This window comes from Frankia sp. CeD, assembly GCF_000732115.1.
Lineage (GTDB): Bacteria > Actinomycetota > Actinomycetes > Frankiales > Frankiaceae > Frankia > Frankia casuarinae.
The window spans coordinates 1-13415 of record NZ_JPGU01000043.1; the positions used below are offsets into that span (position 1 = coordinate 1).

Here is a 13415-nt window from a genome sequence, read left to right on the forward strand (position 1 = left end):
CGAAGAAGCCGATGACAAGCGCAGAGTTCTCCTGGAGCCTGCGAAGTGCGGTGAGGGCGTTGGAGTAAAGATCCGAGACCGATGTAATCATTTTTGGGTGCAGTTCTTGTGAAGTGAGTTGATCAGGGCGGTATGCGGTTGTCGGCGTACTGGTTGCGGTGGTTGCGGTGCTGTTCCTGTGCGATGTGGTACTTCCAGTAGTCGTCGAAGTCGCCGTTGGTGACCAGGGCGCGGAGCAGGAGCACGGATTCGGCGCCGTCGAGTCCCCATCGGGCACCGGTGATGTCCATCCGGTCCTTGACGAGGTGGCGGCAGGCTCCCTCGATGACACCGGTCGCGATCGGCCAGCCGCCCACCAGGGCGGTGGCGTAGTCAAGCCAGGGTGCCTTGGCGTCGAGGTAGTCGGCGCAGGTGTCGGCGCCCTTGCGTTCGGCCTGGTTGTAGCCGTTGTAGGTGGCGCGGCGGCGGATGCCGGTGGCGACCTGGCCCGCCCGGCCTTCCAGTACCTTGCGGGCCTTGTCGGTGACCCAGGCCTCGGCGTCGGGGTCCCCGGTGGTGAAAAACGACCAGGCGGCCTTCCACAGGTATTCCAGGACGTGGATGAGATCGACGACGATGTGGACGACGACGCCGCGGTGGGCCGCCTCGGCGGTGACGGCGTCGAGCTGGGTGTTGTTGCCGTCGACGAGCACGATCCAGGTCCGGGCGTGGGTCGGGTCGCGCCGTTCGGCCTCGTCGAACCCGGCCGCCACCACCGTGGCGATGTCGTCGACGACCGAGGCCGTCACCCACTTTCCGGTGGCCTTCGGCCCGTCGGGCCCGGTCACCCCGGGCGGGGGCAGCACGTCAGCCGGGGTACGCACGACCGGGACGACGTCGTGGACCGCGGCCAACTCCGCCATCCGTTTCCGCCCGTTCTTCTCCCCGGGCGACAGCCGTGTCGCCAGCTTCCGCCCCGCGGCGGCCGCCTTCGCGGTGGCCGGGCGCAGCCCCTCCGGCCGCATCACCACACCTTTCCCGTCGAACTGCAACACCAACAGCAGCCCGTCGGGCACCGGCCCGCACACCGGGGCCGTGTAGAAACCGGCCACGTCGACCGCCACCGACCGGGCCAGCTCGACAAGCTGGCGCTTACCGACCCTCACCCCGGGCGACCGCGGCGACCGCGGCGACCGCGGCGACCGCGGCGTCGAACGACCCCCGCGCGGCCTCCAGCGCCACCAGCCGGCGCAGCCCGTGCGAGTGCAGCCCCACCGGCAGGTTCAACNCCCCGTCCGCCGGGTGCAGGTTGGCCGCCCCGGCGCCCGATAGGCCAGCCTGCTCNCCGCCNCCCGGCCGAACNCCGTCGACAGCGCCCGCCGATGCGCCTTCTCCACCCGGGTACGGACCACCCCGTCCACCCCCGCCGGCGGTTCGGCCAGCCGCACCTCCCGCGCCGACCGCAGATCAAGATGGTCCTGGAACAGCGACCGCAGCAGCTCCCGGCCCCGGCCCTCCAACCACACCTCAAGACCCTCATGGGTCAGGCCCGCGGTCTCCGCCCCCGCAAGCCCCGCCCGCAACGCCCCGTACAGCTCGTCCGCCCCGGCGAACGCACCCGCCGACACCCTCTCCGAGCCAACCTCATACCCTGACACCCAGGCTCCTTGCTCACGTCACGTTCTGGCTTCGACACCCGCGAACGTAGTGGCAAGGAGCCCTTTCACGATCAACCCAAACCCAGGGAACCGAGATCATCCAGCCAACGATCTCACTCTGAAGGATCTACACCCATCATTTTTCGGCCGATCTGTGCGGTCTTCACGTTGTTCCAGACCCACTCGTCCGGGTTGGTGTCGGGGGCATAAGGCGAGAGAAAGAAAATCCGGAGCCTACCGTCTGTTCCTGCGACGAACCGACGGACAGCCTTCGAATCGTGGTAACTGACGTTGTCGACGATGAGGAAGACCTTTCCAGCGTCGTCTTGGAGCAGCTTCCGGCAGAATTCTATGAAGACCTTGGAGTCGACGGACCCGCCCTGCTGGAGCATGAAATGAAGCTTTCCCTGGGCGCTGACCGCGGAGAGCATGAGAACCGATTTCCGGTCTCCCGTTCGGCTGATCACCGGGGTTTCACCGACGGGAGCCCCCAGGACGCCCTCGACNCCGCCTGCACCATCCNCCTCCCCGCCGAACCCAGCTGAATCACTGCACCCCCAAAGGACTTCCAGGCTCAACCACTTAGCGAGGGTGCTGCGACCAGAGGCTGGCGTAAGCCGGGGTGCTTGTACGGACACACAAAGTGAGTATCTGGGTCGCAGCTGACCCCAAGACCGGCCTCCGCAGCAGCGGCCGCTTCACCTGGCGGTGGGCCGACCTCGGTGCAGCCGGGTCAGTCTTCCGCCAGCATTCTGCGGACCACTTGTTCGAGCTCGGGGAGTTTCTCCTGGAGTACCTGCCAGACGAGGGCGTCGTCGACGGTGGCGTAGCCGTGGATGAGGATGTTCCGGAAAGCGACTATTCGAGGGAGCTCGGGGATCGCGGCGGCGAGGTCGGGGGCGACCTTGGAGAGTTGGTTGAGGGCCTCTCCGATGATCTCGAACTCGCGTTCGACGGCGGCGCGGAGCATCGCGTTCGCCTGATAGTCGGCGAAGGTCTGGCCGTGGGCAAAATCCCGGACGAGTTCGGCCGCGTTCGCGGCATCCCAGAGGTACTTGCGTGGGTCAGGCGGCATACAGGGGCTGCCTGGTGCGCATGACCTGGTCGCGGAAGTAGGGGTTGCGGATGGCGGTGACGCTGACTACGTCGACGGCGCGGCCCAGCAGGCGCTCGAGCCCCTCCTTGAGGGCGAAGTAGGTGCCGTAGTAGTCGAATCCGTCGCGGCCGGCGTCGAACTCGACGAGGACGTCGACGTCGCTGCTGTCGAGGTCAAACGCATCGCTGGTCGCGGAGCCGAAGAGGTCGAGGCGGCGGATGCCGAGCCGACGGCAGAGTCCCTGGATCTCCGCCCGCCTAGCCTCGATCAACGGATGCATGCCCACCTCCTCCGGGGACATTGTGCCCGACCCTACGCCGCACCGAGTGGACCCACGGCCTCGACCGGAAGCGGGGTCTGCCCGATTCGTACGGTATCGCGCCAGGCGACGAGAGCGATGGTTGAGGTCTGTGGGTCAGCCGGGAGCGTGTACCCTTCCGGTGATCGCGGTTCAGGTCCTCAAACAGGCCGACGTTGCCGCGTCAGTCGGGAAGGGTATGCCCGTGCTGACGGNAGTCGCAGCCGGTTGCGGAAGACGGTGACTCGGCGGCACCCTCGCCGATCGAAGATCGTGTGCGAGAGCGCGCGACGGATGCTGGCCGACGCGCTGGAGGCCGAGGCCGACGCGTACCTGGCGGAGTTGGCCGGCGAGCGCGATGCATCGGAGGGAGCATCAGATGGGGCAGCCGTACCGGCCTATCGAGCCATACGCGCACGGCTTCCTCGATGTAGGCGAGGACAACCAGATCTATTGGGAAACCAGCGGCAACCCAGACGGCAAGCCGGCGTTGTGGGTGCACGGAGGTCCCGGCAGCGGCGGGCGCCGCGGCAGCCGCAGGATGTTTGATCCGGACGTCTACCGGATCATCCTGTTCGACCAGCGTGGCTGCGGCCAGAGCCGACCGCACGCCAGCGACGCGACCGTCAGCCTGGAACACAACACCACCCGGCACCTGATCGCCGACATGGAGAGGCTCCGCGAACATCTCGGCATCGACCGGTGGCTCTTTTACGGCAGCTCATGGGGCTCGACGCTGATACTCGCCTACGCCGAGCGCTACCCTGAACGGGTCTCCGAGATCATCATCGTCGGAGTCACCATGACCCGGCCCGAAGAAATCGACTGGCTCTACCGCGGCGTCGGGCGCCTGCTGCCAGCCGCCTGGGAAGCGTTCCGCGACGCCGTGCCGAAGGACGACTGGGANGGCAGTCTCGTTGCTGCCTACAACCGGCTGTTGGGCAGCCCCGACGAGGCGATAAGAATCACCGCGGCGCGGGCCTGGTGCGCCTGGGAAGACGCCGTCATCGCGCACGAAGCGCTTGGGGCGCCAGGCCAGTACAGCAGCAAACCCGACGATGCGCTCGTGGCCTTCGTCCGCATCTGCACGCACTACTTTGCAAACAACGCCTGGCTGGAGGACGGGCAGTTGCTACGCGACGCTCACCGGCTGGCCGGGATTCCCTCGGTGTTGATCCACGGCCGACTTGACCTTGCCAGCCCGCTCAAGACCGCCTGGGATCTCGCCAAGGCATGGCCCGACGCGGAACTGAAGATCATCGACAATGCAGGCCACACGGGCAGCCCCGCGACCCAGAACGCCATCATCGAGGCGACCGAACGGTTCAGCACGAACGGACACTGACCCGAGGAGGTGGCCCGTGACGGTTCACCGACCCCTACCTTGGCGAGGGTGCTGCGACCAGATCTATTACCCGGTCTTGGAAGCGACTGTGGGTCGTCCGTACGCCCTTTACGTCCATGGGAACAGCGACACGACCGGCGCGGTCCGTGGCGTCGAGGCGATCGCGACCGGGCTGAAGTGGAAGCGCCTGCGCGAGCCCCTGTCGATCGNCGGTGAGGCGGATGCCGGGGCACGAGAGGCCTGCTCGGAGTTGGGGGCACGGTCGCCGCCAGCCTGATGCCGTAGCTGACCGGCCTGGTCGAGCGTTCCGTTTCAGCCGCGGGTGGTCGTGAGGAGCGACGGGGCAGTGGTCAGGGCCGGTGCTTGACTGTCGTGGTGGAGTGGGTGCTCCGGTGGGTATCGGTAGGGTGTTGTCATGTCGTGTTCGTCCCCGCCTCATGACGCGGTGTGCCGCCGGATCCTGGGGACGCCGTCGAACGCGGCGTCGCAGTTGCGTGCGGTGCTGCCGTCGGGCTTGCTGGCCAGGCTCGACNTCGCCCAGCCGGGACGAGATCCAGGTCGGGAGTGGCCGTTGTCATATCGGCAGACCGGCGGCGGCGCAGGCGGCCTGGGTGTGGCAGTTTCCGAGGCCGGCAAGGACCGTGTGTAGTTCGGCGCGCTGCGCCCCGGTGAGCGCGCCCGCGACGTTGTTGATCTCGTAGGGGTCTTTCGTGATGTCGTAGTACTCGATCTCGTGTTTGGAGTCGTTATACTCCACGTAGACCGCTTCGACTGGCCCGTCGAAGTGCGCGAGGTGTGGCGCTGAGATCCGGATCGCCTCGTAGGTCGTCGGGTTGCTGCCGCCGGGTTCGTGGTCGGGGTCGGCGGGGTCGCTCGCCTGGCCGAAGTGTTCGACGAGCGCGATCGTGCGCCAGGATGGCGGCTCCGTCNCGGGGCGCAGCAGCGGGACGAGACTGCGCCCGTCAACGGGCCTGGCCGGGGTGGCGCCGGCGAGGTCGGTGAAGGTGGGGTAAAGGTCGACGTTCTGAGCGNCCTGGGAGATCACCCGGCCGTGGGGGACGCCGGGCCCGGTGACGATCAGGGGCACGCGGATGTCGGTGTCGAAGGCGGTCTGCTTGCCTCTGACGAGGCGGTGCTGGCCGAGGTGGTAGCCGTTGTCGGAGCTGAAGACGAAGTAGGTGTTGTCGAGCAGGTGCTCGGCGGCGAGCGTCGCCTCCGTGTCGCCTACCAGTTTGTCGACGGACTCGACGGCCTGGGCACGCTCGCGGTAGGCCTGGTCCAGGTTCGTGAGCACTGACGGGGCGAGAGGGGCGCGTTGGCCGAGCCAGGCCGGTGCGTCGGTGTTGTTGGTGTTGAAGGACGGGTCGCGTGGCTCGGTCAGGCCGGGGAAGTCGTCCGCGTTGCGCGGCGCCGGTGTGTACGGCTGGTGGGGGGCGTAGGTAGCCACCTCCAGGGCGAACGGCTTCCCGGCCGAGCGTCGGATGAACGCCTGGGCGTCGGCGTTGAGCACGTCCACGCCGTAGTTGTCCTGGCCGGCGTAGTGGCGCACGACGCCGTTGTCGTTCTGGTCGAAGTTGAGCTCCGCGTAGCCGGTGGTGTTGCTGACGTGCCAGTCGGACCAGCCGCGCGGGACGGGTCCGGTGGTCGGGGTGATGGTGGGGTCGCCGTAGCCGTTGAGGTACTTGCCGAGCATCGAGGTCTGGTATCCCGCCGCCTGCAGCGCGACGGCGAAGGTCCTGCCGGCGAGGCCCTCCTGTTGGAACTTCCCGTAGCCGCCGTCAGGGGACAGGTTGGTCTCGACCTTGGTGTCGTGAGGGAGGAGGCCGGTGAAGATCGACGACCGGGACGGGCAGCACAGCGAGTCGGTCACGAAGTAGTGGTCGAACGTCTCGCCCTGCCTTTCCAGGGCGGTGATGTGCGGCGCGATCTGGTCGGTGACCAGGTTCCAGGACAGGTCGTCCGTGAGGATGAAGACGATGTTCGGGCGGGCCGCGCTCGCCGTTGTGGCCGGCGCGGCCGAACCGCCGCAGGCGCCCGCCGCCAGCGCCAGCGAGGCCGTGGCCGTGGCCGTGGCCGCCACCAGCCGCCGTCGAGAGCGGGGACGGCGTCGGGAAGCGGAGTCGTGGTGCTCTCGTCGCCACAGTTTCATGATCGTTCTCCGTTCATGCTGGCGTCGACGGCGGTCAGCGGCGCGCTTGCGGCCCAGGCGGTCCCGTCGGCGGGATAGAAATTGGCGTCATAGCCGGCGAAGTAGATACGGCCGGCGTCGAAGGGCGACCGCTTGATGGTTCTGATCGCAACGAACGCCTGCCCGGACCTGATCGGCTTGCCGACCGGGCCGGCAGGGGTGAAGTCAGGCCCGTCCAGGGCGCGTAGCACGTAGGACGGCGTGCCGCCCGTGTCGGTTCTGACGGCGAAGACGGCCTGGGCGTCGAAAGTCGCCGCGCGCGATGCCGTCGGGCCGCACGTCCTGCTCGGCGGGCAACCGCCGGCGTAGGCATGCTCGACGCCGAAGAACTGGCGGGAGGCCCCGTCGGCGTCGATCGTCTCGAAGTTGTTGTAGGCGGCGATCACGTANTCGATCGAGCCGTTGCCGGTCGCCGGCACCGTCGTCCCCTGCTCCGCCAGCAGTTGGCGCAACGCGGGACCCGGGTCGAATTCCAGCGCCGGCGACAGACCGGCCGCGGCCTGCCCGGGCCCGGGTGCAGGGCCGCCGACCTGTCCCGCGGGTAGGTGGTCGAACCGGAAGGCATCACCATCGCCCTCGGTGGAGGTCAGCAGTGCTGGCGCGCCGTCGTGGGTGACACAGGTCAGCCCCCGCAGCCCACTGTTGCGGGCGCCTACCGGTGGCTCCTGATAGACGGCGGCCCAGCGGGCGGTTCCCGGCTGGACTGCCCCGTCGTTGCGGCGATAGAGCGTCGTGTTGATCGTGACGTAGAGCGCGCCGCCACAGTCGGCGAACCCGGTCACCTTCTGGGTCTTCAGCCCGGGTGAGTTGGGAGGCGGGGCCGTCAGCTCCGATACCGGGTCGAACACCAGCGTGTGCCGGATCGGCGACCACGTCGCGCGCAGGATCCCGGTTGGTTCGGCGCCGGCGTACACGGACCACACGCCAGCCGACTCGTGCGCGCCGAACGACCGCACGGCCGCGGCCGTTGACGGCAGGACGAACGCGTCGTCCGGCGCGAACGAGCCGGCCCCGTCGAGCAGCCACTGGATCTCCGAACGCCCGTTCACGACCGCCTGCGTGACGAGCAGCGAGTGCCCGGCTCCCAGGCCCTGGTCGGCCGGGATGGGGAACGAGTCCAGGGCCTGCACGCGAAGCGACCCTGTCTGCTCGAACACCCGCCAGGGAGCGTCCGCCGCGTCTTTGACCAGGATCTGGCCAGCGGCGGGAGCGCCCGGGNACTCCCACTGGTCGGTCGCCGCGAACAGGCGACCGCCCTGGCTGGCCAGTGCCATGACCTCGGTGTCATGCGACNCCGCCGAGCCACTGGCAGTCGTCAACGGCTCCCGGGTAGCCGTCACCGCCCACGAGGGGCCGGTCCGGGCCGACGAGGTCGCGCTCCCCGCCGGCGGCGAGCCGCTCACGGAACACGCAGCGAGTAGACCGGCGGCGAGCACCGCGTACGCCGCGGGCCAGCCGAACCTGACTGAGAAAGCACCTTTCCGACGCATAGGCCTGAGCATCGACGACGCGACGCAAATCGGCAACCATGGTTGTCAATCGACCCGGCGTAGGCGCGGACAGGTACTGACCTATAGTCACAACCATGGTTGACAGTTGGGGGTGGGGTCGCTATGGGTGACGATGCCTCGGCCACGCCTGATGCCGCCGCTGGTCCGGCGAATCGGAGCGCCCTCGGCGGCTTGCTGCGCCGGGCATGGGTCGGCTACCAGAACCGCCTCGACGAGCAACTCGCCGCGGCCGGGTTCGAGCGCCAATTCCCGGACGGTCGGGTACTCCGCTTCTGCGCCGGATCGTCGGGCGCGACGGTCGCACAGATAGGACGGCATCTCGGCATCACCCGCCAGGGCGCAGCCAAGATCGTGAATCGCCTGGTCACGTCGGACTACCTGGAGGTCTCACCCTCCGAGACCAGCGGCCGCGAGAACACCGTGCGGCTCACCCTGCACGGCCAGGCCTACCTCACCACCCACCGCGCCGCGGCCCGCCGCATCGAGGACGATCTACGCACGGCTCTCGGCCCCGAGGCGTTCGACAGTCTCACCCGACTGCTGGCTGCCCTCGGTGCCGGCAGCGACGAACGACTGACCGGCTATCTGCGCCGCCGGACGACTCTGGCGGACGTACTAGAACTCTGATCTGTTCCGATCATCCCGGCTCAACTCGACGGCCACGGCGTGACGCTGCCGACAGCCTCTGGGAGATACGCCTCAACGCTCTCGGCGCCTATGTGCTGGGGGCTCGCCGACCGCTACGTGGCCGAAGCCGCGCCGGACGACGACACCACCCCGGTGGTCAACGCCGTAGTGATCAACCAGGCGTGCGGGTTAATGGGGACGCCGTCACGTGGCCATCGGTCGGCGGCCATCACGAACGCCTCCTGCACGGCTTCCTCAGCGAGGTAGGGATCTACCATGAGCTGTCGCGGGGGCGGTAGCTGGCAAGCCGCGAGCCGGTGGCTGCACGTCGGCGGCCCGCAACCCGCCGACCACACTCGAACCGCCTGCTGGCCGACCGCCTTCGTGTGTCCGCGCTGCTCCTCCAAGTCCAGCATGGTCGCTGCCCCGTCTGTCGGGGCCTGCTCCTGCACGCCGACCGTGAGCCGCAGAGCCCCGAAGAGTGGGAACAGTGGCTCGCGGCGACCCGCACGGCGACCCGCAAGCGCGCGCTGATCGCCTGGGGCGCGGGCACACCGGACGAACGTGTCGCAACCCGCCTCATACACGCCCGCTGCCACCGCCGCACCCTCGGCGAGGGCACCAGGGCAGCGCTTCTGCCCACCCGCAAGCCCACAGGGCTCGCTTGAGCCGGTTGCCTGGAAAGCGGGCACGGCCCAGCAGGCATTCGAGTCCCTCTTTGAGGGCGAAGTAGGTGCCGTAGTAGTCGAATCCGTCGCGGCCGGCGTCGAACTCGACGAGGACGTCGACGTCGCTGCTGTCGAGGTCGAACGCATCGCTGGTCGCGGAGCCGAAGAGGTCGAGGCGGCGGATGCCGAGCCGACGGCAGAGTCCCTGGATCTCCGCCTGCCTGGTCTCGATCAGCGGATGCATGCCCACCTCCTCTGGGAAGATTGTGCCCGACCCCGCGGCCGGTACGCCTCATCGGGATGCCCGAAAAATGCCTCGGAGGGGCCGAGGTGCGACCTGGCCTGCCAGAGCCTGGGCACGTCAGCCGTGACACTGACCTGGATCTCGGCGGGGCTGTTGGCGAGCACCACTCGGGCGGTGGCGAGCCCGCCGACGGCGCGCGTTGCCGTCGTTACGGCGGGCGTCACGCGGCGGACCTGGTCTCGATGCGAGGCTGTGCGGTGCGCGGTGGACCCTGCTCTCACATCTTGGGTGCTGTCCGCCGATTACCTGACCTCTGCCTGTGGAATGGCAGGCAGTGTGGGCGGCCGACATATCGGGCCAGCGGCGGCTGGTAGTCCCCATCATGATCATCGACCCGCGCGGTCTCGACCTCGGCCTGGCCGGCACCCGCGCCTGGATCGACCTCCACGACCTGTCCGCCGCCGACGTCGCCACCGCCCGCGCCCGGCTGCTCGATGGGCTGAACGCGGCGCGGACCGGCCGGGCTAAACCCGCCGGCCGGGTGCTCTTCTCCGGCGCTCGCTCCGTCGCCCGGGTAAGGGGGGATCAACCGAAACTTGGAGGACCAGTCGACCCAATAGCGCTGCTTTAAGGTGATCGTCGTGGTTCGAGGCAGTGAAGTTCGATGCGGCGGGTGACGGTGACCACGGCGGGTTCGCCGAGTTTTCGGGCAGGGAAGTCGCCGGTTTTCTTGGTTTTGCGGGGACTGGCGCGGTCGGGGCGGTCCCGGACGAACGTCGCGGGTTGCGAGATCTCGGGGAGGAAGGTGGCCAGGGCCCAATGGCCGTAGGTTAAGTGATCGTCGTGGGGTAGGCTTGGCTGGTGGGGCATGACGGGAGTGAGGGGCTGTCGCCGGAGGGCTGGTTGCCGGACCGGGTGACGGTGGGTGTGTTGACGCGGGTGTACCCACCGGAGCTGGTGGACCGGGTGTTGGCGGTGACCGACACCGCGGAGGTTCGCCGCCGGCTGTTGCCGTCGTGGCTGGTGGTGTACTTCGTGTTGGCGTTGTGGCTGTTCCGGGGCCGGAACTGTGGCTATGTGCAGGTGCTGGCCCGGTTGACCAGCGGGCTGCACTTCCAGCGCCGGGCGGCTGTGTTGGCCGCGGGTGGGGCGGGTGGGGCGGGTTGGTCGCTGCCGGCAAGCCCGTCGCTGGGCGAGGCGCGGGCACGGATCGGGTCGGATCCGGTGCGGATGCTGTTCGAGCACGCCGCGGGGCCGGTCGGTGTCGAGGGCCAGGCCGGGGTGTTCCTGCACGGCCTGCGGCTGGTGCAGATCGACGGGTCGACCTGCGATCTGCCGGACACGCAGGCCAACCGGGCGTTCTTCCCCGGGCCGTCGAACGCCGGTGGGCCGGCGCCGTTCCCGAAGGTTCGCTGGGTCATCGCCGCCGAGGCCGCCACCGGTGCCCTGCTGGGGGCGTCGTTCGGCCCGTGGAGCACCGGCGAGCCGGCGCTGGCCCGTGACCTGCTGGGGCAGCTGGGCCCGGGCATGCTCACGTTGGCGGACCGTAACTTCCTGTCCCACCGGCTCGCCGGCGAGGTCCTGGCGACCGGGGCGCACCTGCTGTGGCGGGCGAAGGCGACCTTCACGCTGGCCCCGGTCCACGTCCTCGACGATGGCAGCTACCTCGCCGAGCTGACACCTCCCCGCGGAAGCGAGGGACCACCACTGACGATGCGGGTGATCGAGTACACCGTGCACTCCACCACCGCCGGCGGCGACGAGAGCAGCTCAGAGCTGTTCTGTCTGGTCACCGACCTGCTCGACCCCGAGGAATGGTCCATGCTCGACCTGGCCCGCGCCTACCCGACCAGGTGGGGATGCGAGACCGTGATCGGCCACCACAAGACCGATCTCGGTGAAGGCCGACCCGTCCTGCGCAGCAAGGACCCCGAAGGCGTCGCCCAGGAGATGTGGGCCCTGTTCGCCGTCCACCAGGCACTCGCCCGCCTCATCGGTGTCGCTGCCGACACCACCGGCACCCCNCCCGACAGGATCAGTTTCCGTCGGGCCCTCACCGCCGCGTCCGATTCCATCGGGACCGCGGCTTTCCCCCCCTGAACAGGCACTCCTCGCGTTCCTCCTTGAGATCTGCGACCCGCGCCTGGCCATCCGTGACCGCCCCGACCGCACCGCACCCCGCAAGACCCGCCGGCACAGCGACTACCCCCGCCGCACAACCGACGATCCACCCACCCGGCGCGTCACCCGCCGTCTCGAACTTCACTGCCTCGACTTCCGGTGACCANCCCTCCCTCAANCCTCCAAGGGATCACTTAACCTACGGCCATTGGGCGTTGGCCAATCACAAGGACGTGACCCGCCTGCCGATACCATCCTGGTCGAGGCGGACTCCCACCGCGGAGTTGACGATCATGTCAATCATTTCGTCACGTCGGCGCCCCAGACTCACCCGAACTCCGAGATCTCGGCCGATCCGCTGGAGGATCTGCTTGTTCCTGGCGATCCCCTCAAGGAACATGTGCGCCTCCTCGCGGCTACCCATCTCATCGAGGCGTTGGCGTACGGACGCGGAGTCAGGTTGACCAGCCACGACTGTCGATCCGTCCTTGATCGTGCCGACCCTCCCCCGCGGCACGCTTTCGGGCGCCGGCGGACTGGTGGTCCGTTCCCCGACTACGTCGGCGCCGAGGACCGGCCGGTCAGGCGCTCGCTGCACCGTGAGGACGAGCCGGCCAGCAGCTAGCTCAACCACGGTCTGATCATCGAAACTCCGGATGAGCGCCGAGACCCTCTCCAGCACTGCGAGGACGGCCGTCATGCCTTCAGCCATCAGCTCACGGTCCAATCCTGCTCTCGAATTCGTCAACTAAAGCACGGATTTCTGTTGCTATGTCGGGACGTAGTCCGAACACCGCTGGCAGGAGCCTGTCGACACCCGTCTGGAAATCCAGGCTCTCGCGCATCATCGCAGTAAATGTAGGGAAGAGGCGGCGAACCTCGTCGATAACCCGCTGGCTCGAGGGGGTGGGTCCGGGCCCCCCACCCCCATGCCTTACTCGAGTGAACACAACACCTAGAAAGGCAGGCGCCAGGTCTTCCACTCGGTTCTCGCCGGAGGGAGACCATCCAAGGATCTCGAAGTTATTCTTCTTGAAGTCGGTAAGTCTTTCGGTCAGATGACGGATACCGAAGGTAGCCAGCCTCTCCGGCTGCGCAGGGACCAGAACCCCTTCGCTGGCCACGATCGCAGATCGAGTGAGTATCTCAAAATCCGGCCGGCAGTCGATAAGCACGTAGTCGAATCCCTCACGGCGGAGCAGCCGTAGGCCATCGGCCAGTCGCATCACTACTCGGCGGTGACGATCCTGATAGCGGCGTGAACTGGGGTCACCGAGTTCTACACCGAGCCTGGCAGCAACGCCCTCAAGCTTCGGGGCGGAAGCCACAATTGCAAGCTCACCGCCGTTTCTCCTGGTATGCGCCCGAACTTCCTGCGGCCAGGAGACGTACCGCATGAGGTCTGGCCCAGCCCCTCGACGACCAGCTGCCATGTACCAGTCCGCGACGGTTCGCCGGTCAATCTGTCGCTCGACGTCCGCCGGCCGATAGAAGGAGTGCGTCAGGCTGGCCTGAAAGTCCAGGTCGAGCAGGAGAACACGACGTCCTCGACGCGCAAGCTCCGCACCGACGTTGGCCGTCAGAGTCGTCTTCCCGACACCGCCCTTGGAGTTGACTACGGTAGCGACCTGCATCATCAAACCCCGCGGACCTTGGATGCGCGACGGCGTTCGGTCGGCC

The 13415-nt window shown here is 68.1% G+C and carries 14 protein-coding genes and 1 pseudogene; 6 read left to right on the forward strand and 9 right to left on the reverse strand.

Annotated elements, in window-relative coordinates; translation table 11 throughout:
• Positions 1-122 precede the first annotated feature (122 nt).
• The 4 genes and pseudogenes from CED_RS17575 to CED_RS17590 all read right to left on the reverse strand — a co-directional run bounded on the left by CED_RS17575 (position 123) and on the right by CED_RS17590 (position 3013).
• A pseudogene (locus CED_RS17575) lies at positions 123-1607 on the reverse strand (ISKra4 family transposase).
• Between the two features lie 143 nt (positions 1608-1750).
• Positions 1751-2275 carry a transposase gene (locus CED_RS24415; protein ID WP_255361129.1) on the reverse strand — a complete coding sequence of 175 codons (525 nt, stop codon included), beginning with the start codon at positions 2273-2275 and terminating at the stop codon, positions 1751-1753.
• Positions 2276-2370: 95 nt separating this feature from the next.
• Positions 2371-2712, reverse strand: a complete 342-nt coding sequence (locus CED_RS17585) for a DUF86 domain-containing protein (RefSeq protein WP_011436609.1) — start codon at positions 2710-2712, stop codon at positions 2371-2373.
• Complete coding sequence (locus CED_RS17590; RefSeq protein ID WP_035733361.1) at positions 2702-3013, reverse strand: nucleotidyltransferase family protein; 312 nt, start codon at positions 3011-3013, stop codon at positions 2702-2704. Before CED_RS17590 ends, CED_RS17585 begins: the two co-directional genes overlap by 11 nt.
• 397 nt (positions 3014-3410) lie before the next feature.
• Here CED_RS17590 and pip point away from each other — a divergent pair, with 397 nt between their 5' ends.
• The 3 genes from pip to CED_RS26330 all read left to right on the forward strand — a co-directional run bounded on the left by pip (position 3411) and on the right by CED_RS26330 (position 5025).
• Positions 3411-4376: a prolyl aminopeptidase gene (gene pip / locus CED_RS17595; protein WP_035912435.1), complete on the forward strand. Its 966-nt coding sequence runs from the start codon at positions 3411-3413 to the stop codon at positions 4374-4376.
• A gap of 76 nt (positions 4377-4452) precedes the next feature.
• Positions 4453-4653, forward strand: coding sequence for a flavodoxin (locus tag CED_RS24805; protein ID WP_235187125.1), 201 nt, complete (start codon positions 4453-4455; stop codon positions 4651-4653).
• 138 nt (positions 4654-4791) lie between these two features.
• Positions 4792-5025 (forward strand): Rpn family recombination-promoting nuclease/putative transposase, encoded by a 234-nt coding sequence (locus CED_RS26330; RefSeq protein WP_369807853.1) that lies wholly within the window; start codon positions 4792-4794, stop codon positions 5023-5025.
• Here the strand turns inward: CED_RS26330 and CED_RS17605 are convergent.
• The gene (locus CED_RS17605; RefSeq protein WP_063613448.1) at positions 4951-6525 is read right to left on the reverse strand and encodes a sulfatase; all 1575 of its coding nucleotides are present in this window, start codon (positions 6523-6525) and stop codon (positions 4951-4953) included. The two genes, CED_RS26330 and CED_RS17605, sit on opposite strands and share 75 nt — an antisense overlap.
• 1652 nt (positions 6526-8177) lie before the next feature.
• Between CED_RS17605 and CED_RS21650 the strand changes: the two genes are divergently transcribed.
• Positions 8178-8702 carry a MarR family winged helix-turn-helix transcriptional regulator gene (locus tag CED_RS21650; protein WP_011436603.1) on the forward strand — a complete coding sequence of 175 codons (525 nt, stop codon included), beginning with the start codon at positions 8178-8180 and terminating at the stop codon, positions 8700-8702.
• A 113-nt stretch (positions 8703-8815) separates the two neighbouring features.
• On the opposite strand, the gene CED_RS25485 is transcribed toward CED_RS21650, so the two are convergent.
• Together CED_RS25485 and CED_RS17625 are read right to left on the reverse strand one after the other, a co-directional pair.
• Entirely contained in the window at positions 8816-9301 is a 486-nt protein-coding gene (locus CED_RS25485) for a hypothetical protein (protein ID WP_023842201.1), read from the reverse strand.
• Complete coding sequence (locus tag CED_RS17625; protein WP_011436602.1) at positions 9282-9614, reverse strand: nucleotidyltransferase family protein; 333 nt, start codon at positions 9612-9614, stop codon at positions 9282-9284. The genes CED_RS25485 and CED_RS17625 overlap by 20 nt, the downstream gene beginning before the upstream one ends.
• A gap of 319 nt (positions 9615-9933) precedes the next feature.
• Here CED_RS17625 and CED_RS17630 point away from each other — a divergent pair, with 319 nt between their 5' ends.
• Complete coding sequence (locus tag CED_RS17630; RefSeq protein WP_152569785.1) at positions 9934-10245, forward strand: hypothetical protein; 312 nt, start codon at positions 9934-9936, stop codon at positions 10243-10245.
• A gap of 230 nt (positions 10246-10475) precedes the next feature.
• Positions 10476-11714, forward strand: a complete 1239-nt coding sequence (locus CED_RS17635) for an IS4 family transposase (protein WP_011436600.1) — start codon at positions 10476-10478, stop codon at positions 11712-11714.
• 244 nt (positions 11715-11958) lie between these two features.
• Here the strand turns inward: CED_RS17635 and CED_RS17640 are convergent, their stop codons facing one another.
• Together CED_RS17640 and CED_RS22955 are read right to left on the reverse strand one after the other, a co-directional pair.
• The gene (locus CED_RS17640) at positions 11959-12447 is read right to left on the reverse strand and encodes a hypothetical protein (protein WP_011436599.1); all 489 of its coding nucleotides are present in this window, start codon (positions 12445-12447) and stop codon (positions 11959-11961) included.
• Positions 12448-12451: 4 nt separating this feature from the next.
• The gene (locus CED_RS22955) at positions 12452-13372 is read right to left on the reverse strand and encodes a ParA family protein (protein WP_011436598.1); all 921 of its coding nucleotides are present in this window, start codon (positions 13370-13372) and stop codon (positions 12452-12454) included.
• Between the last annotated feature and the right edge of the window lie 43 nt (positions 13373-13415).

Bases quoted from the DNA above. Each gene is read 5' to 3' on its own strand.
- CED_RS17585 (WP_011436609.1), bottom strand. From the start codon at position 2,712: ATGCCGCCTGACCCACGCAAGTACCTCTGGGATGCCGCGAACGCGGCC.
- CED_RS17590 (WP_035733361.1), bottom strand. From the start codon at position 3,013: ATGCATCCGTTGATCGAGGCTAGGCGGGCGGAGATCCAGGGACTCTGC.
- CED_RS21650 (WP_011436603.1), top strand. From the start codon at position 8,178: ATGGGTGACGATGCCTCGGCCACGCCTGATGCCGCCGCTGGTCCGGCG.
- CED_RS17625 (WP_011436602.1), bottom strand. From the start codon at position 9,614: ATGCATCCGCTGATCGAGACCAGGCAGGCGGAGATCCAGGGACTCTGC.
- CED_RS17640 (WP_011436599.1), bottom strand. From the start codon at position 12,447: ATGGCTGAAGGCATGACGGCCGTCCTCGCAGTGCTGGAGAGGGTCTCG.
- CED_RS22955 (WP_011436598.1), bottom strand. From the start codon at position 13,372: ATGATGCAGGTCGCTACCGTAGTCAACTCCAAGGGCGGTGTCGGGAAG.